The sequence below is a fragment of the Pseudomonas sp. JS425 genome, from assembly GCF_018223845.1.
Taxonomy (GTDB): Bacteria; Pseudomonadota; Gammaproteobacteria; order Pseudomonadales; family Pseudomonadaceae; genus Aquipseudomonas; species Aquipseudomonas asiatica.
This window is the reverse complement of record NZ_CP073661.1, coordinates 1,189,759-1,211,159: the sequence shown is the minus strand read 5'-3', so window position 1 is coordinate 1,211,159 and position 21,401 is coordinate 1,189,759. Positions and strand designations below refer to the sequence as shown.

Annotated in this window: 18 protein-coding genes; 7 read left to right on the top strand and 11 right to left on the bottom strand. The window is 64.4% G+C overall.

All coding sequences use genetic code 11. The features are described from left to right. Window positions 1-138: 138 nt before the first annotated feature. Window positions 139-1,485 carry a metalloprotease PmbA gene (gene pmbA, locus KDB76_RS05520; RefSeq protein ID WP_024086335.1) on the bottom strand — a complete coding sequence of 449 codons (1,347 nt, stop codon included), beginning with the start codon at window positions 1,483-1,485 and terminating at the stop codon, window positions 139-141. Between the two features lie 108 nt (window positions 1,486-1,593). Between pmbA and yjgA the strand changes: the two genes are divergently transcribed. Beyond that, the gene (yjgA, locus tag KDB76_RS05515; protein ID WP_024086334.1) at window positions 1,594-2,115 is read left to right on the top strand and encodes a ribosome biogenesis factor YjgA; all 522 of its coding nucleotides are present in this window, start codon (window positions 1,594-1,596) and stop codon (window positions 2,113-2,115) included. A 118-nt stretch (window positions 2,116-2,233) separates the two neighbouring features. On the opposite strand, the gene tldD is transcribed toward yjgA, so the two are convergent. The 8 genes from tldD to mreB all read right to left on the bottom strand — a co-directional run bounded on the left by tldD (window position 2,234) and on the right by mreB (window position 13,365). Then, a complete protein-coding gene (gene tldD, locus KDB76_RS05510) occupies window positions 2,234-3,673 on the bottom strand; it encodes a metalloprotease TldD (protein WP_024086333.1) in 1,440 nt (479 codons plus the stop codon). 2 nt (window positions 3,674-3,675) lie between these two features. After that, entirely contained in the window at window positions 3,676-4,527 is an 852-nt protein-coding gene (locus tag KDB76_RS05505; protein WP_038408763.1) for a carbon-nitrogen hydrolase family protein, read from the bottom strand. An 8-nt stretch (window positions 4,528-4,535) separates the two neighbouring features. After that, window positions 4,536-8,369, bottom strand: coding sequence for a YhdP family protein (locus tag KDB76_RS05500; protein WP_038408761.1), 3,834 nt, complete (start codon window positions 8,367-8,369; stop codon window positions 4,536-4,538). A gap of 82 nt (window positions 8,370-8,451) precedes the next feature. After that, window positions 8,452-9,909 carry a ribonuclease G gene (gene rng / locus KDB76_RS05495; RefSeq protein WP_013971067.1) on the bottom strand — a complete coding sequence of 486 codons (1,458 nt, stop codon included), beginning with the start codon at window positions 9,907-9,909 and terminating at the stop codon, window positions 8,452-8,454. 54 nt (window positions 9,910-9,963) lie between these two features. After that, entirely contained in the window at window positions 9,964-10,575 is a 612-nt protein-coding gene (locus KDB76_RS05490; protein ID WP_024086330.1) for a Maf family protein, read from the bottom strand. Between the two features lie 33 nt (window positions 10,576-10,608). Next, entirely contained in the window at window positions 10,609-11,097 is a 489-nt protein-coding gene (gene mreD / locus KDB76_RS05485) for a rod shape-determining protein MreD (RefSeq protein ID WP_015269051.1), read from the bottom strand. After that, complete coding sequence (gene mreC / locus KDB76_RS05480) at window positions 11,097-12,131, bottom strand: rod shape-determining protein MreC (protein WP_230491505.1); 1,035 nt, start codon at window positions 12,129-12,131, stop codon at window positions 11,097-11,099. The genes mreD and mreC overlap by 1 nt, the downstream gene beginning before the upstream one ends. 196 nt (window positions 12,132-12,327) lie before the next feature. Then, window positions 12,328-13,365 (bottom strand): rod shape-determining protein MreB, encoded by a 1,038-nt coding sequence (gene mreB / locus KDB76_RS05475; RefSeq protein WP_003255163.1) that lies wholly within the window; start codon window positions 13,363-13,365, stop codon window positions 12,328-12,330. 205 nt (window positions 13,366-13,570) lie between these two features. Here mreB and gatC point away from each other — a divergent pair, with 205 nt between their 5' ends. The 6 genes from gatC (at window position 13,571) to KDB76_RS05445 (ending at window position 18,789) form a co-directional block, all read left to right on the top strand. Continuing rightward, on the top strand, window positions 13,571-13,858 hold the full coding sequence (gatC, locus tag KDB76_RS05470; protein ID WP_003255165.1) for an Asp-tRNA(Asn)/Glu-tRNA(Gln) amidotransferase subunit GatC: 288 nt from the start codon (window positions 13,571-13,573) through the stop codon (window positions 13,856-13,858). A 15-nt stretch (window positions 13,859-13,873) separates the two neighbouring features. Next, window positions 13,874-15,325: an Asp-tRNA(Asn)/Glu-tRNA(Gln) amidotransferase subunit GatA gene (gatA, locus tag KDB76_RS05465; protein WP_024086328.1), complete on the top strand. Its 1,452-nt coding sequence runs from the start codon at window positions 13,874-13,876 to the stop codon at window positions 15,323-15,325. Window positions 15,326-15,336: 11 nt separating this feature from the next. Next, on the top strand, window positions 15,337-16,782 hold the full coding sequence (gatB, locus tag KDB76_RS05460; protein WP_013971062.1) for an Asp-tRNA(Asn)/Glu-tRNA(Gln) amidotransferase subunit GatB: 1,446 nt from the start codon (window positions 15,337-15,339) through the stop codon (window positions 16,780-16,782). A 143-nt stretch (window positions 16,783-16,925) separates the two neighbouring features. After that, window positions 16,926-17,300: a septal ring lytic transglycosylase RlpA family protein gene (locus tag KDB76_RS05455; protein ID WP_038408756.1), complete on the top strand. Its 375-nt coding sequence runs from the start codon at window positions 16,926-16,928 to the stop codon at window positions 17,298-17,300. Between the two features lie 60 nt (window positions 17,301-17,360). Continuing rightward, on the top strand, window positions 17,361-18,404 hold the full coding sequence (locus KDB76_RS05450; protein ID WP_038408754.1) for a calcium/sodium antiporter: 1,044 nt from the start codon (window positions 17,361-17,363) through the stop codon (window positions 18,402-18,404). Between the two features lie 10 nt (window positions 18,405-18,414). Further along, a complete protein-coding gene (locus tag KDB76_RS05445) occupies window positions 18,415-18,789 on the top strand; it encodes a carboxymuconolactone decarboxylase family protein (RefSeq protein WP_013971059.1) in 375 nt (124 codons plus the stop codon). A 126-nt stretch (window positions 18,790-18,915) separates the two neighbouring features. On the opposite strand, the gene KDB76_RS05440 is transcribed toward KDB76_RS05445, so the two are convergent. Both KDB76_RS05440 and KDB76_RS05435 read right to left on the bottom strand, forming a co-directional pair. Next, window positions 18,916-20,274 (bottom strand): amino acid permease, encoded by a 1,359-nt coding sequence (locus KDB76_RS05440; RefSeq protein WP_013971058.1) that lies wholly within the window; start codon window positions 20,272-20,274, stop codon window positions 18,916-18,918. Between the two features lie 55 nt (window positions 20,275-20,329). After that, complete coding sequence (locus KDB76_RS05435; RefSeq protein WP_015269046.1) at window positions 20,330-21,271, bottom strand: AEC family transporter; 942 nt, start codon at window positions 21,269-21,271, stop codon at window positions 20,330-20,332. Window positions 21,272-21,401 lie beyond the last annotated feature (130 nt).

Genomic DNA, 21,401 nt, shown 5'->3' with positions numbered 1-21,401 from the left:
TTCATTGAAAATTCTGTAGTGCCTGCACCGGCCTCTTCGCGGGTAAACCCGCTCCTACAGATTCTGCATAAGACTGGAGCCTTATGCGATTCCTGTAGGAGCGGGTTTACCCGCGAAGAGGCCGGTACAGGCTATGAATCAGCTACCTGCCACAGTCATCCGCTCGATCAGCACCGACCCGGTGTGAATGTTGCTTCGGGTCTCAAGATCGCTGCCGATCGCGACAATCTGCTGGAACATGTCTTTCATGTTCCCGGCAATGGTCACTTCCTGCACTGCGTGCTGAATCTCGCCATTCTCGACCCAGAAGCCCGCCGCGCCACGGGAATAATCCCCCGTCACCATGTTCAGGCCATGCCCCATCAACTCGGTCACCAGCAGCCCGCGGCCCATGCGCCGGATCAGCGCCGCCTGGTCTTCGACACCATGGCTGACGAACAGGTTGTGCACACCACCAGCGTTGGCTGTGCTTGGCAAACCCAGCTTGCGCCCGGAATAGGTACCTAGCAGGTACGACACCAGCTCACCCTTGTCGACGAACGGCTTGGCATAGGTAGCCAGGCCATCGCCGTCGAATGCGGCACTGCCCAGTGCCCGCGGAATGTGCGGACGCTCGTCGAGGGTCAGCCAGGTGGGGAACAGGCGCTGGCCGATGGTCCCCTCCAGGAACGACGACTTGCGGTACAGGTTGCCGCCGGAGATGGCCGACAGGAAGCTGCCGAACAAGCCACCTGCCAGCTCGGCCGAGAACAGCACCGGCACCTCGCAGGTCGGCACCGGACGCGCACCCAGGCGGCTGGCGGCACGCTGGGCAGCGCGCACGCCGATGCTACGCGGGTCGGCCAGCAGGTTGCCCTGGCGGTTCACGTCGTACCAGTAGTCACGCTGCATCTGGCCGTCGCCTTCGGCGATCATCACGCAGCTCAGGCTGTGCCGGGTCGAGGCGTAGCAACCGATGAAACCATGGCTGTTGCCATACACGCGGCAACCCTGGTGGGTATTGAGGGTGGTGCCGTCGGCATTGAGGATGCGCGGGTCGGCGTCGAACGCCGCCGCTTCGCAGGCCAGGGCCATCTCGATGGCCTTCTCTGGCTCGAGGTTCCAGTCGTGGTACAGGTCCAGGTCCGGGATCTCGCGGGCCATCAACGCTGCGTCGGCCAGGCCGGAACATTCGTCTTCGGAGGTATGCCTGGCAATCGCCAAGGCCGCGGCGACGGTTTCGCGGATCGCTTCCGGGCCACTGGCCGAGGTGCTCGCCGAGCCTTTGCGCTGGCCCACATAGAGGGTGATACCAAAGCCCTGGTCGCGATTGAATTCGACCGTCTCGACCTCTCGTTGACGTACCGTGGTGGACAGGCCCTGCTCCAGCGACACCGCAACTTCGCAGGCGCTGGCCCCCTGACGGCGCGCCTCGGCGATGATCGCCTCGACCTGCTCCTGCAATGCTGGCAGGTCCTTCGGACCTACGCTCTGGACTGCACTCATGGTTCTCTCCACTCAAATTCTGCGTTCGGCGAGGGTCATTCTACGACCGGGCCGGACAAGCGGCCCCCGACTGGTTATCATGGCGGCGATTTCTAGCGGACTGCCACCATGGTTGATTCAAACGACGACGCCTTCGACGGCGAAAAAAGCAAAACCCAGATCAAGCGCGAGCTGCATGCGCTGGTCGAACTCGGCGAGCGCCTTACCACGCTCAAGGCCGATACCCTGGCTCGCCTGCCGTTGACCGACGAGCTGCGCAAGGCCCTGACCGAAGCCAGCAAGCACACCGCTCACGGTGCCCGCAAACGCCACATGTCGTTTGTCGGCAAGCTGATGCGCGTGCAGGATCTGGATGCCATCCACGCCCTGCTCGAACAGATGGACAGCTCGACCCGCCAGTACAATGAGCGCTTCCACAGCCTGGAGCGCTGGCGCGACCGGTTGATCGACGGTAATGACGAAGACCTCGAACGCTTCGTCAACGAATACCCCGACACCGACCGCCAGCAGCTGCGCTCGCTGGTACGCCATGCCCAGCACGAGAAGGCCCGGAACAAGCCGCCTGCCGCCGCGCGCAAGGTGTTCAAGTACATCCGCGACCTCGACGAGCTGCAGCGCGGATTGCGCTGATCGCCCTGGGGCCGCTTTGCGGCCCATTCGCAGCACAAGGCTGCTCCTACAGAAATACGCGATCCCTGTAGGAGCAGCCTTGTGCTGCGAATGGACCGCAGAGCGGTCCCTGAAGCCATCACGCCCCTGTACCGCCTACGGTGATCGCATCCAGCTTCAAGGTCGGCTGCCCGACGCCCACCGGCACCGACTGCCCGTCCTTGCCGCAAGTCCCTACCCCGCTGTCCAGCGCCAAGTCGTTACCGACCATCGACACCCGGCTCATCGCCTCCGGGCCGTTGCCGATCAGGGTCGCCCCCTTCACCGGCGCGGTAATCTTGCCGTCTTCGATCAGGTAGGCCTCACTGGTCGAGAACACGAACTTGCCGCTGGTAATGTCCACCTGGCCACCGCCGAGGTTGGCGCAGTAGATACCCTTCTTCACCGAAGCGATGATTTCCTGCGGGTCGCTTTCGCCCGCACGCATGTAGGTGTTGGTCATGCGCGGCATCGGCAGGTGCGCGTAGGATTCGCGGCGGCCGTTGCCGGTCACCGCCATGCCCATCAGGCGCGCGTTCAGCTTGTCCTGCATGTAGCCCTTGAGCACACCGTTCTCGATCAATGTGGTGCACTCGGTCGGGGTGCCTTCGTCATCCACGCTCAGCGAGCCACGGCGGCCTTCGAGGGTGCCGTCGTCGACAATGGTGCACAGGCTCGACGCCACTTTCTCGCCAATGCGGCCGCTGAACGCCGAACTGCCCTTGCGGTTGAAGTCACCTTCCAGGCCATGGCCGACAGCCTCGTGCAGCAGCACGCCCGACCAGCCCGAACCCAGCACCACCGGCAGGGTACCAGCCGGTGCCGGGATCGCCTCCAGGTTCACCAGGGCCTGGCGCAGCGCTTCGCGGGCATAGCCCATGACCCGCTCTTCGGTGAAGAAGCGGTAGTCGGTACGCCCGCCACCGCCCTGCCCGCCACGCTCGCGGCGGCCGTTCTGCTCGACGATTACGCTGACATTGAAGCGCACCAGCGGGCGCACGTCGGCGGCCAGGCTGCCATCGGCCGCAGCGATCAGGATGCGTTCCCATACCCCGGCCATGCTCACACTGACCTGCTGGATACGCGGGTCCAGCGCGCGGGTGGCGGCGTCGACACGCTTGAGCAGCTCGACCTTCTCGGCACGGCTGAGCACATCCAGCGGGTTGTCCGCCGGATAAAGGGCAGTCACGTCCTGGCTGCGGAAGGCCTGCACCTTGCCGTTCTGCCCGGCACGGGAGATCGAACGGGCGGCACGGGCGGCCGAGGTCAGCGCTTCGAGGTTGATTGCGTTGCTGTAGGCAAAGCCGGTCTTTTCACCGGACTGGGCACGCACGCCCACGCCCTGGTCGAGGTTGAAACTGCCCTCTTTGACGATGCCGTCTTCCAGCGCCCAGGTTTCCGAGATCTGGCCCTGGAAATACAGGTCGGCGGCGTCGATGCCGGGGCCGGCCAACTCACCCAGCACGCTCTGCAGGCTGTCCAGGGTCAAGCCGCCTGGGGCCAGGAGCTGCTCGCTGACGGTGGATAACATCTGGCTCATAGTCACTCCGAGGTGTGCGCAGGCCGCAACGCGCCCTGCGAGAAAAAGCGCCGGTGCGATACCACCGGCATGCGCGCCCGGATGGACGCTTGTTCGTCAATGTCGCGTTCGGCGAGCAATACTGCTTCACCTTGCGCCTGTTCAGCGACGATGCGCCCCCAGGGGTCGACGATCGCCGCATGGCCATGGGTTTCCCGTGGCCCCGGGTGGGTGCCGCCCTGTGCAGCAGCCAGCAGGTAGCACTGGGTCTCGATGGCCCGGGCGCGCACCAGCACTTCCCAGTGCGCCGCGCCCGTTACCGCAGTGAAGGCGGCTGGCGCAGTGATAAGTTCCGCGCCGGCGGCGCGTAGTGCGCTGTACAGTTCGGGGAAGCGCAGGTCGTAGCACACGCTTAGCCCCAGCCGCCCTACTGGCGTATCGGCCACCACTACCTGGGCGCCGTGGGCATAGTCGTCGGACTCGCGGTAACGGCCACGATTGACGGCAACGTCCACATCAAACAGGTGCAGCTTGTCATAGCGTGCCGCTACCTCACCGTGTTCGTCGATCAGCAGCGAGCAGGCATGGGCCTTGGCTTCAGGTTGGCCGACCGGTGGCAATGGCAAGGTACCGGCGACAATCCATAACTTGAGGTCGCGGGCGGTGCGTTTCAACCATGGCAGGATCGGCCCTTCGCCCAACGCTTCGGCGCGGCCGATGGCAGCGGCGTCCTTGCGGCCCATGGCAGCGAAGTTTTCCGGCAGCACCGCCAGCCGTGCGCCGCCAGAGGCGGTCTGCTCCAACAGGGCACCGGCGCGCTGCAGGTTGGCCAGCACATCGTCCTGGCTGACCATCTGGATTACCGCTGCCTTCATGGGCACTCCTAGCGGGATTTCTCGAAAGGTTTCACAAATGTGATTCTAGGCTCTTTCACCGGACCTTCGACACGGTAGTGCACGCTGGCGAAGCGTGACACCCGGTCACCGATCAGCCGGTCCACCAGGAACAGCGCCCCGCCCACGGCTGGCGCGCCGACAATCAGGGCTGCCAGCGGCAGGTTGTTGGTCACTGGCAGACTTACCTGCAGGTTGGTATCGACCCGGTCGCGCACCAGGTCCAGTGTGCCGTCCAGCTCGAAGTTGCTCGACGGGCCGGTCACAGCGATTGGCTCGCGGGTCACATAGACACCGTCACTGGCTACCAGCAAGCCTTTGACACGGTCGTAGGCCAGGCCCTTGTCGAACAGGTCGGAGAAGTCCAGGCGCAAGCGCCGGCCGATGGAGTTGAAGTTCAGCAGGCCGAACACCCGCAGCGCCTGGGCACTGCCCTCGACCTCAACGAACTGGCCGGTGCGCAGGGCTGCGTCCATGCTGCCGGAGAAGCGCTTGAGGCTCACCGAGGCCGGCGAACCCGGCCAGCGGCCATCCACATCCAGGCGGAAGTCGCGGCTGGTCACGGTCGGTGCAAAGCCCCAGGCCTTGAGCACATCCGCCAGGTTCTTGCCGTCCAGGCGCCCTTTGTACCAACTGCCGGTTTTTCCCGGTTCGCCTTCCCAGCCACCGCCACCATCGATACGCAGGCCTTTGAAGTCGAGGTCTATATCGCTGGCGGTCACGCCACGCGCGGTCGGCCGCAGCTTGAGCGACGCACTGCCGTACAGGTCGTCACCGCGATAGAGCTTGTCAATGCTCAGGTCCAGCGCCGGAACCTTGCGCGGGTCGAACGAAGCCAGCGGGTCCGGGCCCTCCTCGGCCTGTGCCTCTGCCTGCTTTTCCGCCGCGCTGGCGGCGGGCAGGCGCAAGGTCTGCATGCGCACCACCATTGGCGCGCCCTTGGCATCCGGCACCCGGGCGTTGCCGATGACTTCCTTGCTATCGAGGCGCAAATCCCAGGCGGGGCCGCCACGGGCCAGGCGCACCACGGCCTGGTTCAGGTCCAGGCCAAAGGCTTTCAGCTGGCCGATGCTCAGGTCTACGCCTTGCAGGTTCTGCCTCGCGCTACCGCCCGGGTCATCGCCGGCCAGGCGCGCCGCCTGTTCCTGCCAGGGCCCCAGGTCCAGCGTCTCCAGGTGCCCGCGCACTCGCAGGCCCTGGCCGGCAGGTACCTGGGCGTCACCGGTGCCCAGCAGCAACTCGCCACGGCCCTGCCCCAGCTTCTCGGCCGGCGCGGCGTAGGCAAAGCGGGCAAGGTCGGTGTAGGCGACATCGAAGCGCCGCTCCGGCCCCTGCAGGGTCATGCTGAAACGGGTGTCACGGGTATCGGACGCTGCCTTGCCAAAGGGTGCTGGCAGGTCGATGGCCAGGCCCTTCAGGCTGGAATTGACGCTCAGGCGGTTGTCTCGGCTACCCAGGCTGACCTGCAACTGGTACGGCAGGTCGCCGGAAGCCGGCAAGGCCTGGTTGAACTGCAGCCAGTCGGTCAGTGCCTTGAGCGACACCTGGCCGCTGGCGTTGACGCGTGTCTGCATCTGCCCGGGCTGGCCTTCGGCGGTGATTTGCGCCGTCACCGGCTTGCCGAAGGCCTGCAGGCTGATGCCCTTGCCGCTCAGGCCCTTGTCCAAATCGAAACTGAAGTCACCCTTCAGGCGGCTCAACTCCAGGCTCGGCGGCGCCACCTTCAGCCGGGCATCGTCGGTGGCAAAGTCCACCTGCACTTTCGGCCGCTGCCCGCGGGCCAGCGGAATGTCGAGCTTGACCTTGCCCTTGAGCGGCCCCTCGCCCTCCCAGCCGGCAAATATCTCGCCAGTGCCGATTGGCGCCTCCTTGAGGATCTTCAGGCCATCGCCCAGGCTCCCGTCGAAGTCACCATCGAGGTACAGGTGGCTTTGCTGCCCCTCGTCGACATGCGGGATATCGACGCTCACATTACTGACCTTGGTGTCGAGGAGTACGCCACGCTGGGCCTTGATGCGCACACCACTGTCCTCGATGAACACATCGCCATCCACGTGCTGCACCTGCGGCCAGCCCGGCTGGAAGTCCAAGGCTGCATCACGCACCTTGAAGAACAGGCTGATGCTGCGGGCTTCCGGCGCGACACCATGGTTCAGCGAGCCTTGGTACTGGAAGTAGCCTTCGTCCACCGTGCCTTTGACGATCGCACTGCGCAGCCATTCGTCGAGTGCCGGGCTGAGCACCTCGGGCAGGTACTTGGCGGTGTAGCGGCCATCGCCTTCGGTCAGGCCGACGCGCAGGTCCATGTAGTCTTCACGGCCTTCTTCGAACAACAGGCGAATGAGGAAGTCACCGGCGATCTTGCCCTCCTCGCCCAGTACCTTGAGGTAAGGCGCGGCCAGGGTGAAACCCTCCTTGTCCAGGGCCCAGGTCAGGCGCGCATTGGCCTTCTGATAATGCCAGGGTTTGGCGAAGATCGGGTACAGGTGCAGCATGAACGCATCGGTATCAAGGCGTAGTTCGCCATGACCAAGGTCTCCGCTGATGCTGCCGCTGACGTTACCGGCTGCCGGGGCATTGTGATAGGCATCGAAACCGACCTTCTCCAGGTTGGCTTCGAACTGCAGGCGCTGGTCACCCTCAGCCTTGGGCCGGGCTATCAGACGCACATTGCGCAACGCGCCGGTCACATTCAGGCCATCGACCACAGCCATGACCTTGTCCGGCAGTGGCGCCAGGGCATCGACGAGCGGTGTCAACGGCGTGAGGTCGAGGCGGTCGGCCTGCACGTTCCAGCTTTCCGCGGCAGCGTCCTCGCCTGGACGCTGCTGCAATTGCAGGTGCGACTCCCAACGGGTCTTGCCGACGTCCATGGCCAGGGAGTCGACTACCACATCGAAGCCTTGTTCCTGGCGCTGGAACCAGGCACCCAGGGCCAGGTTGTTCAGCCTGGCCGCCTTGCGCCCGGCATAGGCACCGTGCAGCTCCGGTGCATTGAGGCGTACAACGGCCTGCTGCAACTGCCCCTTGCTCCAGTCGACCCAGAACTCGCCGCCCGCCCGCAGGGCGTCGGCATGCCACTGGCCCAGCAGGCGTGGTGGCAGCCAACGCGCCCAGTCACTCTGTGGCAGGCTCAGGTAGGCTTCAACCTGGCCGTCGCGCCAGGCGCTGGGCGTGGCACGACTGCGCAGGTTCAGCGAAAGCGGTTGGCCATCGGGCAGGGTCGCGCGCAGGTCCAGGGCATGGCGCGAAGCTCCGGCCTGCAGGCCAACGCTCACATAAGTGAGGGTCAACGGGTCACGCTGCCAGGGGTGCAGGGTGACCTGACTGTCGAACACATCGATGCGGCCCAACTGGCGCAGGCGCTGCAACAACTCGGCAGGGTCAAGCGGCGCATCGTCCTTCTTCGGCAGGCCTTCGAGGCTCCAGGCGCCCTGCTCGTTCTCGCGCAGAATCAACTGCAGGCCGCCCAACTGAATGCGTGCCAGGCGTACTTCTCGGGCAGTGAGGCTAGCCCAGACATCGGGGACTACCTTGACGTCGTCCAAGCGCAGGGCCGTGGCCCCCTCGCCCAGTTGCAGGTCGCGCACCCGCAGCACCGGTGCCAGGCCGCTCCAGCGGCCTTCCAGGGCACCAACGTGCACGGGCAGGCCCAAAGCCTGCTCGGCCTTGCTTTCCACATCGGCGCGATACTCGGCCACCAACGGCACCAGTTCGCGGCCGAGGCTGACATACAGTGCCACCAGTACCGCCAGCAGGGCGCAAACGCCCAGCCCCCAGCGGGTCAAGGCGACAAGAACGCGGGTCAGACGTCCCATGGCCATTGCCCTCCAGGTCGTTTATCCATGATGGCCCGTAGCCCCGGATTTTCCAGCCCGGGCCACCTGCGGCGCGTTTCAGAAGGCCTCAGAGCAGCACCACATCGTATTGTTCCTGCGAATACATCGACTCCACCTGGAAACGAATGGTTCGGCCGATAAAGGCCTCCAGCTCCGCGACGTTACCGGATTCTTCATCCAGCAACCGATCGACCACCTTCTGGTTGGCGAGCACGCGGTAGCCTTCGGCCTGATATGCACGGGCCTCGCGCAGGATCTCGCGGAAGATTTCGTAACAGATGGTCTCGGGGGTTTTCAGCTTGCCACGGCCCTGACAGGCCAGGCAGGGCTCGCACAGCACCTGTTCCAGGCTTTCGCGTGTGCGCTTGCGGGTCATCTGCACCAGGCCCAGCTCGGTGATGCCGATGATGTTGGTCTTGGCGTGATCGCGCTCCAGCTGCTTTTCCAGCGTGCGCAGCACCTGGCGCTGGTGCTCCTCGTCTTCCATGTCGATGAAGTCGATGATGATGATGCCGCCGATATTGCGCAGGCGCAGTTGCCGGGCGATGGCGGTGGCGGCCTCGAGGTTGGTCTTGAAGATGGTCTCTTCAAGGTTGCGATGGCCGACGAAGGCGCCGGTGTTCACATCGATCGTGGTCATCGCTTCAGCCGGGTCGACCACCAGGTAGCCACCGGACTTCAGCGGCACCTTGCGCTCCAGTGCACGCTGGATCTCGTCCTCGACGCCATACAGGTCGAAAATCGGCCGTTCGCCCGGGTAGTGTTCGAGGCGGTCGGCGATTTCCGGCATAAGTTCGCCAACGAACTGCGTGGTCTTCTGGAAGGTTTCCCGCGAGTCGATGCGGATCTTCTCGATCTTCGGGTTGACCAGGTCACGCAAGGTACGCAGGGCCAGGCCCAGGTCCTCGTAGATGACCGTGGGCGCACCGCAGGTCTTGATCTGGGTGCCGATCTGCTCCCACAGGCGGCGCAGGTAGCGAATGTCCTGCAGGATCTCTTCAGCGCGTGCGCCTTCGGCGGCGGTACGCAGGATGAAGCCACCGGCGTCCTTGATGTTCTCGCTTTCCATGCAGTCGCTGACTACCTGCTTGAGGCGCTCGCGCTCGGCTTCGTCTTCGATCTTCAGGGAAATGCCGACATGGCTGCTGCGCGGCATGTATACCAGGTAGCGCGACGGGATCGACAGCTGGGTGGTCAGGCGCGCGCCCTTGGTGCCGATCGGGTCCTTGGTCACCTGCACCACCAGGGCCTGTCCCTCGTGCACCAGAGCGGTGATGTTCTCTACCGCCGAGCCTTCGCGCTGGGATATTTCCGAGGCATGGATGAATGCCGCGCGCTCCAGGCCGATGTCGACGAAGGCCGCCTGCATGCCCGGCAGCACACGCACCACCTTGCCTTTGTAGATATTGCCGACGATGCCCCGGCGCTGGGTGCGCTCGACATGCACTTCCTGCAGCACCCCGTTTTCCACCACCGCCACGCGCGACTCCATCGGGGTGATGTTGATCAGGATCTCTTCACTCATGGCAGGCTCTCGTCAAAGGTCTTGGATAATGATGGATGGCGTATGCAGTGCTGGCTACCGCTGGTTTGTTACCTCTGGCGTATGCGCGGGCGATTGCCAGCAGGCAATGCCGAATTGGCCAAGCAGTTCGGCCGTTTCACTGAGGGGCAAGCCGACCACCGCCGAGTAGCTGCCGGAAAGGCCGGTGACGAACACCGCCCCCAAGCCCTGGATGGCATAGCCGCCGGCCTTGTCCGCGGGCTCGCCGCTGGCCCAGTAGCGTTGCGCTTCCTCGGCGCTGATCGCACGGAAGCGCACCTTGCTGGTGACGCACAGGCTGTGCACGCGCTGGCCATCGCTCAGGGCGACCGCGGTCAATACCTGGTGCTCGCGGCCCGAAAGGTCGGCCAGCATGGCCAGGGCATCTTCGCGGTTTTCCGGTTTGCCGAGAATACGACCATCGAGCACCACGGCAGTGTCTGCGCCCAGCACCACAGCCGGACCTTCGAGGCAGGCCAGGCCGGCGGCAGCCTTGGCCCGGGCCAGGCGCTCGACGTAGGCCGGTGCGCTTTCATCGGGCAGTGGGGTTTCATCGATGGGGGCACTGACGACACTGAACGGCACACCGATCTGGGTCAGCAGTTCACGACGACGGGGCGAGCCGGAGGCCAGGTATAGCGGGTTCATGCAGACATCTCCCTGTCAGTCGCGGCGGCGCCGTCAGTTGATATGCAAGCGTCGGCGCAGGTCGCGCAGGGCGAAACTGATCCACGGCCAGAGCAAGGCACTGATCACCGCCGACCAGACCAGCGCCAGGGTGGGCAGCCGGTTGCCGGTCAGCGCGCTGAGCCACAGCTGGATCAGTTGGGCAATGCCGAAGATCACCAGGATCACGAGGCTCTGCTGCCACATGGGGAACATGCGCAGGCGCTGCTGCAACGACAGCACCAGGAAGGTGATGAGGGTGAGGATCAGCGCGTTCTGCCCCAGCAGGGTGCCGTACAGCACATCCTCGGCCAGGCCCAGCACGAACGCGGTGGTCATGCCGACCTTGTTCGGTACGGCGAGGGTCCAGAACGACACCAGCAAGGCCAGCCACATGGGCCGGAACACTTCCATGAACTGCGGCATGGGCGAGACGCTGAGCAGCAGGCCGATGGCGAAAGTCAGCCAGATGACCCAGCCGTTGTTGCGGCGTGATGCAGCCATCATTGCCTCCGGGTGTGAGCGGGTGCGGCAGGCGCGGCAGCCGGCGTGGCAGGTGCCGCCGCCGGAGCTGCAGGCTGTGCAGCCGGGGCTGTCGGGGCCGCTGATGTAGCCGGCGCGGCAGGGGCGCTGCCAGCTGGTGCGCCCTGCTCACCCGTCGTGGCCGGCAGGCCTGCGGCCGAGGTGCCCTTGCGGTCAGCCTCTTCCTGGGCAATGGCGGCATCGGTGGCGCGCTGTTCCGGGCTGCGCCGGTCGCTGAACACCAGCAGCATGTAGCGGCTGCGGTTGAGCGCGGCGGTGGGGATGGCACGAACGATGGCGAACGGCTGGCCGGAATCGTGGATCACTTCGTTGACCGTGGCCACCGGGTAGCCGGCCGGGAACCGTTGCCCCATGCCGGAACTGACCAGCAGGTCGCCTTCCTTGATGTCGGCGGTATCGGCCACATGGCGCAGCTCCAGGCGTTCCGGGTTGCCGGTGCCGCTGGCGATGGCGCGCAGGCCGTTGCGGTTGACCTGCACCGGGATGCTGTGGGTGGTATCTGTAAGCAACAGTACCCGCGAGGTGTAGGGCATCAGCTCGACCACCTGGCCCATGAGGCCACGGGCATCGAGCACCGGCTGGCCGAGGAACACGCCATCACGTTCGCCCTTGTTGATCAGGATGCGGTGGGTGAACGGGTTGGGATCGACACCGATCAGCTCCGCCACTTCGACCTTTTCGTTGACCAGCGCCGAAGAGTTAAGCAACTCGCGCAGGCGCACGTTCTGCTCGGTCAGGGCCGCCAGTTTCTGCAGGCGCCCCTGCAGCAGCAGGGCTTCGGTCTTGAGCTTTTCGTTTTCGGCGATCAGTTCGGTGCGGCTGCCGAACTGGCCGGCCACACCTTGCCACGCACGCTGCGGCAGGTCGGTGATCCAGTACGACTCCATGAGTACCAGGCCCATCTGGCTGCGCACTGGTTTGAGCACGTCGAAGCGCGCGTCGACAACCATCAACGCGACCGACATCACCACCAGGACGAGCAGGCGAACGCCCAGCGAAGGGCCCTTGGAGAAAAGCGGTTTAATGGGCCGTTCCTCGTGGACGACTCAGGAGGTCATTGGACATGGGACAACGCACCAGCCTGGTTGCGGGTTGACGGATACGGCGCCCCGAACGGGCGCCAGCCCAGCACATACAGGTAGCACTGTGCGTACTACCTGTAAACCGGGCGCTCGTGAACAGCGAGCGGAATCACTCGCTGGAGAGCAGGTCCATCGCGTGCTTGTCCATCATCTCCAGGGCGCGACCGCCGCCACGGGCGACACAGGTCAGCGGGTCTTCGGCGACGATCACCGGCAGGCCGGTTTCCTGGGCCAGCAGCTTGTCGAGGTCACGCAGCAGCGCGCCACCACCAGTCAGCACCAGGCCACGCTCGGCGATGTCCGAGGCCAGCTCGGGCGGCGATTGCTCCAGGGCACTCTTGACCGCCTGGACGATGGTCGCCAGGGATTCCTGCAGCGCTTCGAGCACTTCGTTGGAGTTCAGGGTGAAGGCACGCGGTACGCCCTCGGCCAGGTTGCGGCCGCGCACGTCGACTTCACGTACTTCGCCGCCCGGGTAGGCAGTACCGATTTCCTGCTTGATGCGCTCGGCGGTGGACTCGCCGATCAGGCTGCCGTAGTTGCGGCGCACGTAGGTGACGATGGCTTCGTCGAAGCGGTCGCCGCCAACGCGGACGGATTCGGCATAGACCACGCCGTTCAGGGAGATCAGCGCGATTTCAGTGGTACCACCACCGATATCGACGACCATCGAACCGCGGGCTTCTTCGACCGGCAGGCCGGCACCGATGGCGGCGGCCATCGGCTCTTCGATCAGGAACACTTCACGGGCACCGGCACCCAGCGCCGATTCGCGAATGGCGCGGCGCTCTACCTGGGTCGACTTGCACGGCACGCAGATCAGCACGCGCGGGCTCGGCTGCAGGAAGCTGTTCTCGTGAACCTTGTTGATAAAATATTGCAACATTTTTTCGCAGACGCTGAAGTCGGCGATGACGCCGTCCTTCATCGGACGAATGGCAGCAATGTTGCCAGGCGTACGGCCCAGCATGCGCTTGGCTTCGGTACCGACGGCGACGACGCTTTTCTGGTTGCCATGGGTACGGATGGCAACAACCGAGGGCTCATTCAGGACGATACCGCGCTCACGCACGTAAATAAGGGTGTTGGCAGTACCCAGGTCGATGGACAGATCGCTGGAAAACATGCCACGCAGTTTCTTGAACATGGGAAAGTGACCCTGGGGAAAGCGTGGGTAAAAAAGTGCGGCAAACTCTAACAATGGCAGGGATTTTGGGCAAGGAGCCAATATGTTAAATTGGCTGTTTTTCCGAGCACGCCAGCAGAATTTCGCGGCCGTTAGACCGCCAGAAAGCTGACATGTTCCTCACTGCGGACCCGAATTCCGGTCTTTGTTTCCCCTGGAGATCCCCATGGCGCTTGAACGCTGCGACGTGGAAAAGATCGCCCATCTGGCCCGTCTGGGCCTGAATGATGGCGAACTGCCACGCATTACTGACGCACTGAACAGCATTCTCGGGCTGGTCGACCAGATGCAAGCGGTCGACACTACTGGCATCGAGCCACTGGCCCACCCCCTGGAGGCCAGCCAGCGCCTGCGTCCCGACCAGGTCACCGAAAGCAACCAGCGCGACGCCTACCAGGCCATCGCGCCGTCGACCGAAAGCGGTCTGTACCTGGTTCCCAAAGTCATCGAGTAAGGGATAGTGCCTGCCATGCATCAATTGACCCTGGCCGAGATCGCCCGCGGACTCGCCGACAAGTCGTTTTCCTCCGAAGAGCTGACCGGCGCCCTGCTGGCGCGCATCAAGCAGCTCGACCCGCAGATCAACAGCTTCATCAGCGTCACCGAAGACCTGGCCCTGGGCCAGGCGCGTGCCGCCGACGCCCGTCGCGCCGCTGGCGAAACCGGCGCGCTGCTGGGTGCCCCGATCGCCCACAAGGACCTGTTCTGCACCAACGGCGTACGCACCAGCTGCGGCTCGAAGATGCTCGACAACTTCAAGGCGCCGTATGACGCCACCGTGGTTGCCAAGCTGGCCGAAGCCGGCATGGTCACCCTGGGCAAGACCAACATGGACGAATTCGCCATGGGTTCGGCCAACGAATCCAGCCACTACGGCGCGGTGAAGAACCCATGGAACCTTGAGCACGTCCCGGGCGGCTCGTCGGGCGGTTCGGCCGCGGCTGTGGCTGCACGCCTGCTGCCAGCCACCACCGGCACCGACACCGGCGGCTCCATCCGCCAACCGGCGGCACTGACCAACCTCACCGGCCTCAAGCCAACCTACGGCCGCGTGTCGCGCTGGGGCATGATCGCCTACGCCTCCAGCCTCGACCAGGGCGGCCCGCTGGCCCGTACCGCCGAAGACTGCGCCCTGTTGCTGCAAGGCATGGCCGGTTTCGACGCCAAGGACTCCACCAGCATCGAAGAGCCGGTGCCGGACTACAGCGCCAACCTGAATGCTTCGCTGCAAGGCCTGCGCATCGGCCTGCCGAAGGAGTACTTCGGTGCCGGCCTCGACCCACGCATCGCCGACCTGGTCCAGGCCAGCGTCAAGGAGCTGGAAAAGCTCGGCGCGGTGGTCAAGGAAATCAGCCTGCCGAACATGCAGCACGCCATCCCGGCCTACTACGTGATCGCCCCCGCTGAAGCCTCGTCCAACCTGTCGCGTTTCGATGGCGTGCGCTTCGGCTACCGCTGCGAGAACCCGAAAGACCTCACCGACCTGTACAAGCGTTCGCGTGGCGAAGGCTTCGGTGTCGAAGTGCAGCGCCGCATCATGGTCGGCACCTACGCCCTGTCGGCCGGCTACTACGACGCCTACTACGTGAAGGCGCAGCAGATCCGCCGCCTGATCAAGAACGACTTCATGGCCGCCTTCAACGACGTCGACCTGATCCTCGGCCCGACCACGCCAAACCCGGCCTGGAAGCTCGGCGCCAAGAGCAGCGACCCGGTCGCCGCCTACCTGGAAGACGTCTACACCATCACCGCCAACCTGGCGGGCCTGCCGGGCCTGTCGATGCCGGCCGGCTTCGTCGATGGCCTGCCGGTCGGCGTGCAGCTGCTGGCGCCATACTTCCAGGAAGGCCGCCTGCTCAACGTCGCGCACCGCTACCAGCAAGTGACCGACTGGCACACCCGCGCCCCCAACGGCTTCTGAGGAATTCACACATGCAATGGGAAGTTGTGATCGGGCTGGAAATCCACACTCAGCTCGCCACCCAGTCGAAGATCTTCTCCGGCAGCGCCACCACCTTCGGTTCCGAGCCGAACACCCAGGCCAGCCTGGTTGACCTGGGCATGCCTGGCGTACTGCCAGTACTGAACCAGGAAGCCGTGCGCATGGCGTGCATGTTCGGCCTGGCCATCGATGCCGAGATCGGCAAGCGCAACGTGTTCGCGCGCAAGAACTACTTCTACCCGGACCTGCCCAAGGGCTACCAGATCAGCCAGATGGACCTGCCGATCGTCGGCAAGGGCCACCTGGACATCGCCCTGGAAGACGGCACCATCAAGCGCATCGGGGTAACCCGCGCGCACCTGGAAGAAGATGCCGGCAAGAGCCTGCACGAAGACTTCAGCGGCTCCACCGGCATCGACCTGAACCGTGCCGGCACCCCGCTGCTGGAAATCGTCTCCGAGCCCGACATGCGCAGCGCCAAGGAAGCCGTGGCCTACGTCAAGGCAATCCACGCGCTGGTGCGTTACCTGGGCATCTGCGACGGCAACATGGCCGAAGGCTCGCTGCGTTGCGACTGCAACGTGTCGATCCGCCCGAAAGGCCAGGCCGAGTTCGGCACCCGCTGCGAGATCAAGAACGTCAACTCGTTCCGCTTCATCGAGCGCGCGATCAACAGCGAGATCCAGCGCCAGATCGACCTGATCGAGGACGGCGGCAAGGTGGTACAGGAAACCCGCCTGTACGACCCGAACAAGGACGAGACCCGCTCCATGCGCAGCAAGGAGGAAGCCAACGACTACCGTTACTTCCCCGACCCGGACCTGCTGCCGGTGGTGATCGAGGACAGCTTCCTCGAAACCGTCCGCGCCGGCTTGCCGGAACTGCCGACGCAGAAGGTCGAGCGCTTCCAGAACCAGTACGGCCTGTCGGCCTACGACGCTAACGTGCTGGCTTCCAGCCGCGAGCAGGCGGACTACTTCGAGGAAGTGGTGAAGATCGGTGGCGATGCCAAGCTGGCTGCCAACTGGGTCATGGTCGAGCTGGGCAGCCTGCTGAACAAGCTGGGCATCGAGATCGACCAGGCGCCGGTCAGCGCCGCACAGCTGGGCGGCATGCTGCTGCGTATCCGTGACAACACCATCAGCGGCAAGATCGCCAAGACCGTGTTCGAGGCCATGGCCGCCGGTGAAGGCGATGCCGACAGCATCATCGAAAGCAAGGGCCTGAAGCAGGTCACCGATACCGGTGCGATCGACAAGATGCTCGACGAAGTGCTGGCGGCCAACGCCGAGCAGGTCGAACAGTACCGCGCAGCCGACGAGGCCAAGCGTGGCAAGATGTTCGGCTTCTTCGTCGGCCAGGCGATGAAAGCCTCCAAGGGCAAGGCCAACCCGGGGCAAGTGAACCAATTGCTCAAGGCCAAGCTCGAAGGGTGATTGTTTTACCCCTGTAGTCCTGCGAGGGCTTCGCCCTCGTTCGCGGCTAAAGCCGCTCCCACAGGTAAAGCGCAGCTCGCCAGTGCAGCGCCGTACCTGTGGGAGCGGCTTTAGCCGCGAATGGCCGCACCGGAGCATTCGAATTGCTAAAACGATCCCTGAGCACCCTCGCCCTCTTCTCCCTGCTGGCCGGCTGCGCCAGCCAGGACATCGACCCCGACGGTTACGACAAGACCGGCACCGCCTCCTATTACGGCTCTCGCCACCACGGTAAACGCACCGCCAGCGGCGAACCGTTCAACCAGCACGGCCTCACCGCCGCTCACCGCAGCCTGCCCTTCGGCAGTCGGGTACGGGTGACCAACCTGGCCAACCAGCGCAGCGTCGTGGTGCGCATCAACGACCGTGGCCCACACACCCGCGGCCGCCTGATCGATCTTTCACGTGCCGCCGCAGAAAAAATCGGCATGATCCGTAGCGGAACCGCGCGCGTGCGAGTACAAGGGCTTAGCGACTGACGCGACAGGAGTCCGACCATTTTCGACCTGGCTACCCTACCTACCTCCAGCCTCCTGCAACTGGGCATCGCCCTGCTGTTGCTGATCGGCGGTGCCGAACTGCTGGTTCGCGCAGCCCTGCGCCTGGCCCAGCGCCTGCACGTACGCCCGCTGATCATCGGCCTTAGCCTGGTGGCCTTCGGCAGCACTGCCCCGCAAATGACCGTGAGCCTGCAGGCCGCCTACCAAGGCGCGCCGGACGTGGCGGTGGGCAGCGTTATCGGCAGCAACATATTCAACGTATTGGTCATTCTCGGCCTGGCCGCACTGATCATCCCGCTGCGCGTGTCGCGGCAACTGGTGCGTCTGGACATTCCACTGATGATCGTCGCCAGCGGCCTGGTCTACGCGTTATCCGCCAACGGCCACCTGGGCCGGGCCGAAGGGGTGTTGCTGCTGACCGGACTGGTCGGCTACCTGGCAATGCTTTGGCACCAGTCGCGCCACTACGCCCGCACCTACCCCGCACCGACCACCGTCACCAGCAGCGCCGGGCGCTTCTGGTCGGGCACGCTGCTGCAGGTGCTGGCCGGCCTGGGCCTGCTGAGCCTGGCGGGTCACTTGTTGCTGGAAGCCGCCGTGGAGGTGGCCACCGACCTGGGCCTGTCCGAGCGCATCATCGGCCTGACCGTCGTTGCCATTTGCACCTCCCTGCCGGAACTGGCCGCTGCGCTGATCGCCGCCCTGCGCGGTGAGCGGGAAATTGCCGTGGGCACAGTGATCGGCAGCAACCTGTTCAACCTGCTGGCCGTGCTGGGCCTGACCGCGCTGGTCACTCCCGAGCCGCTGTCGATCTCGCCCAACGCCTTGGCCTTCGATCTGCCGGTAATGCTGGGTGTTGCTGCGCTGAGCCTGCCGGTGTTCTATTCCGGCTACCGCATCACTCGCGCCGAAGGCTTGGTGTTCCTCTGCCTGTACCTGGCCTATGGGCTGCACGTGGCGGCGTTTACCATGGGCATGCCACTGGCCGGCCGCCTGGAGCGGTTGATGCTGTTCTACGTACTGCCGGTGCTCGCCATGGTGTTGCTGTACACCACCGCACGAGCCTGGCGCCGCCAACACTAAGGAAAACAACATGGCTGATAGCAAGAAAACCGGCGAACAGATTCGGCGCCAGGTGATGGGCGATGCGTTCGTCGACCGCGCCCTGGGCAATGCCACCGACTTTACCCAGCCGCTGCAGGACTTCGTCAACGAACATGCCTGGGGCAGCGTGTGGGCCCGCGATGGGCTGCCGTTGAAAACCCGCAGCCTGATTACCCTGGCCACGCTGACCGCACTCAAGTGCCCGCAGGAGCTCAAGGGGCATGTGCGCGGGGCGCTGAACAATGGCTGTACGGTGGAGGAAATTCGCGAAGCGCTGCTGCATTGCGCGGTGTATGCGGGGGTGCCGGCGGCGATTGATGCGTTCCGTGCAGCACAGGAAGTGATCGACAGCTATCAAGGCTGACCCAGCCTTTTTCAGGCTCGGCCTCTTCGCGGGTAAACCCGCTCCCACAGGTACTGCACAGGTCTTAGAGCCTGTGGAATCCCTGTTGGAGCGGGCGTGCCCGCGAAGAGGCCGGTACTGTGTTACCTACCTGGCCTGGCGAGCCTTCTTCATCTTGAAGGCCACCCACAGCACCAGGATCCACCCCGGAATCAGCATCACCGAGATGCGAATCGGCGGGGTCAGGTACATCACCACCAGAATCAGCACGATGAACGCCAGGCACAGGTAGTTGGTTACCGGGTGCCCCCAGCTCTTGTAGAACGGGGTAATCCCGGCCGCCAGCTTGGCCTTGCGGAACTTCAGGTGGGTGATACTGATGCTCGCCCAGTTGATCACCAGCGCCGACACCGCCAGGGCCATCAGCAAACCAAAGGCTTCGCCCGGCATCAGGTAGTTGATCAGTACGCATAGCCCGGTGGCAAAAGCCGACACACCCAGCGCGGTCAGCGGCACGCCGCTACGGCTTACCTTCAGCAACTGACGCGGTGCATCGCCCTGGCTGGCCAGGCCAAACAGCATGCGGCTGTTGGCGTACACGCAGCTGTTGTACACCGACAGTGCGGCCGTCAGCACCACGATATTGAGGATGGTCGCCACCAGGTCACTGTCCAGTTCATGGAAGATCATCACGAACGGGCTGCCACCCTGCACCACCTTCTGCCATGGGTACAGCGACAGCAGCACCGCCAGGGCACCGATATAGAAAATGAGGATACGGTACACCACCTGGTTGGTGGCCTTTGGGATGCTCTGACGCGGGTTGTCGGCCTCGGCGGCGGTGATGCCCACCAGCTCCAGGCCACCAAACGAGAACATGATCACTGCCAGTGCCATCACTAGGCCGGTGACGCCGTTGGGGAAGAAGCCGCCGTACTGCCAGAGGTTGGCCACGCTGGCGTCCGGGCCGCCATGGCCGCTGGTCAGCAGCCAGGCGCCGAAGCCGATCATGCTGACGATGGCCACCACCTTGACCAGGGCGAACCAGAACTCCATCTCGCCGTAGACCTTAACCTGGGTGAGGTTGATCAGGTTGATCACCACGAAGAAGATCGCCGCCGTGGCCCAGGTGGGGAAGCCGGGCCACCAGTACTGCACGTAGATGCCCACCGCGGTAAGCTCGGCCATGCCGACCAGTACGTACACCACCCAGTAGTTCCAGCCCGAAACAAACCCGGCAAACTCGCTCCAGTACTGGTGGGCGAAGTGGCTGAAGCTGCCGGCCACGGGCTCTTCAACAACCATTTCACCGAGCTGGCGCATGATCAGGAAGGCCATCAGGCCGGCAATGGCGTAGCCCAGCAGGACGGAGGGGCCCGCCAGCTGGATGGTCTGGGCAATGCCCAGGAACAACCCGGTACCGATGGCCCCGCCCAGCGCGATCAGCTGGATATGGCGATTCTTCAGCCCGCGCTGTAACCGCTCGGGCGTGCTCTGGTCTTGCATGAAGTGTCCTTTAGCTCAGTGAGGCTGTGTTTTTGTGTTGTTTGCAGTCAAGGATCTAGATCCATCCGCCCCACTGCAAGATGAAAATACCAATGTTGGTGGTGATCGCCGCCATTAGCGTGGTAATCACGATGATCGATGCAGCCAGCTCATGGTTGCCGTTCGCCGCCCGCGCCATGACGTAGCTGGCAGCTGCAGTCGGGCTGCCGATGTACAGGAACAGGATGCCCAGCTCGGCGCCGCGGAAGCCGCATAGCCAGGCACCGAGGGTACCCAGCAGCGGTAGCCAGACCATCTTCACCAGGCTGGCGTCGATGGCCAGCCTGCCACTGTCGCGCAGTGCCGCCATCGACAGCGTGCCACCGATGCAGATCAGCGCCAGCGGCAGGGTCATCTGCGCCAGGTAATCGCCCGAGGTCAGCAGCCAGTTGGGCAGCGGCACCTGGCCGTAGGCCATGGGCGTGGCCACCAGCACACTGATGATCAGCGGGTTGCTGAAGATGCTCTTGCAAATGCTCCACGGGTCGGATTTCAGGTCCGGGCTGTAAACCGCCAGCACCACCGCCGACAACGAGTTGTACATGAGGATGACCAGGCCGGCGAGTACCGCCCCCAGGGAGATGCCGTAGTCGCCGTAGAGACTGGCGGCCAGGGCCAGGCCGATCACGCCGTTGTTGCCACGGAATGCGCCCTGGGTATAGATGCCCCGGTCGGCCAGCGGGCTGCGCCAGATGGCCATGCCCCAGGCAATGGCGAAGCCGGCCAGGGTGGCGACGATGAAATAGAGAAGGACGCCGGGTTTGACCGCCGTGGCCAGGTCGGCGTGGTAGATGCCGAGGAACAGCAACGCCGGCATGCACACGTTGAACACCAGTTGCGAGGCTACGCGGTTGAAATTGTCGTCGATCAGGCGGATACGTTTGAGCAGCACGCCCATGAACAGCATGGCGAAGACCGGGGCCGTGATGTTCAACGTCTGGATAAGAAGGGCGAGCATGCGCAAGCGATCCTGGAAGGGTTGCCGTTAGGGGGCTAATGATACGCCAACGGCCGGGACTTGCGGGGATCGCGGGGTGATAAAGAGAAGTTTCTGGCAGTTACGGCCCTTTCGCGGGTAAACCCGCTCC

Coding starts and splice junctions, on each gene's coding strand:
- pmbA (WP_024086335.1), bottom strand. CDS start 1,485: ATGAGTGCAGTCCAGAGCGTAGGTCCGAAGGACCTGCCAGCATTGCAG.
- yjgA (WP_024086334.1), top strand. CDS start 1,594: ATGGTTGATTCAAACGACGACGCCTTCGACGGCGAAAAAAGCAAAACC.
- tldD (WP_024086333.1), bottom strand. CDS start 3,673: ATGAGCCAGATGTTATCCACCGTCAGCGAGCAGCTCCTGGCCCCAGGC.
- KDB76_RS05505 (WP_038408763.1), bottom strand. CDS start 4,527: ATGAAGGCAGCGGTAATCCAGATGGTCAGCCAGGACGATGTGCTGGCC.
- KDB76_RS05500 (WP_038408761.1), bottom strand. CDS start 8,369: ATGGCCATGGGACGTCTGACCCGCGTTCTTGTCGCCTTGACCCGCTGG.
- rng (WP_013971067.1), bottom strand. CDS start 9,909: ATGAGTGAAGAGATCCTGATCAACATCACCCCGATGGAGTCGCGCGTG.
- KDB76_RS05490 (WP_024086330.1), bottom strand. CDS start 10,575: ATGAACCCGCTATACCTGGCCTCCGGCTCGCCCCGTCGTCGTGAACTG.
- mreD (WP_015269051.1), bottom strand. CDS start 11,097: ATGGCTGCATCACGCCGCAACAACGGCTGGGTCATCTGGCTGACTTTC.
- mreB (WP_003255163.1), bottom strand. CDS start 13,365: ATGTTCAAGAAACTGCGTGGCATGTTTTCCAGCGATCTGTCCATCGAC.
- gatC (WP_003255165.1), top strand. CDS start 13,571: ATGGCGCTTGAACGCTGCGACGTGGAAAAGATCGCCCATCTGGCCCGT.
- gatA (WP_024086328.1), top strand. CDS start 13,874: ATGCATCAATTGACCCTGGCCGAGATCGCCCGCGGACTCGCCGACAAG.
- gatB (WP_013971062.1), top strand. CDS start 15,337: ATGCAATGGGAAGTTGTGATCGGGCTGGAAATCCACACTCAGCTCGCC.
- KDB76_RS05445 (WP_013971059.1), top strand. CDS start 18,415: ATGGCTGATAGCAAGAAAACCGGCGAACAGATTCGGCGCCAGGTGATG.
- KDB76_RS05440 (WP_013971058.1), bottom strand. CDS start 20,274: ATGCAAGACCAGAGCACGCCCGAGCGGTTACAGCGCGGGCTGAAGAAT.
- KDB76_RS05435 (WP_015269046.1), bottom strand. CDS start 21,271: ATGCTCGCCCTTCTTATCCAGACGTTGAACATCACGGCCCCGGTCTTC.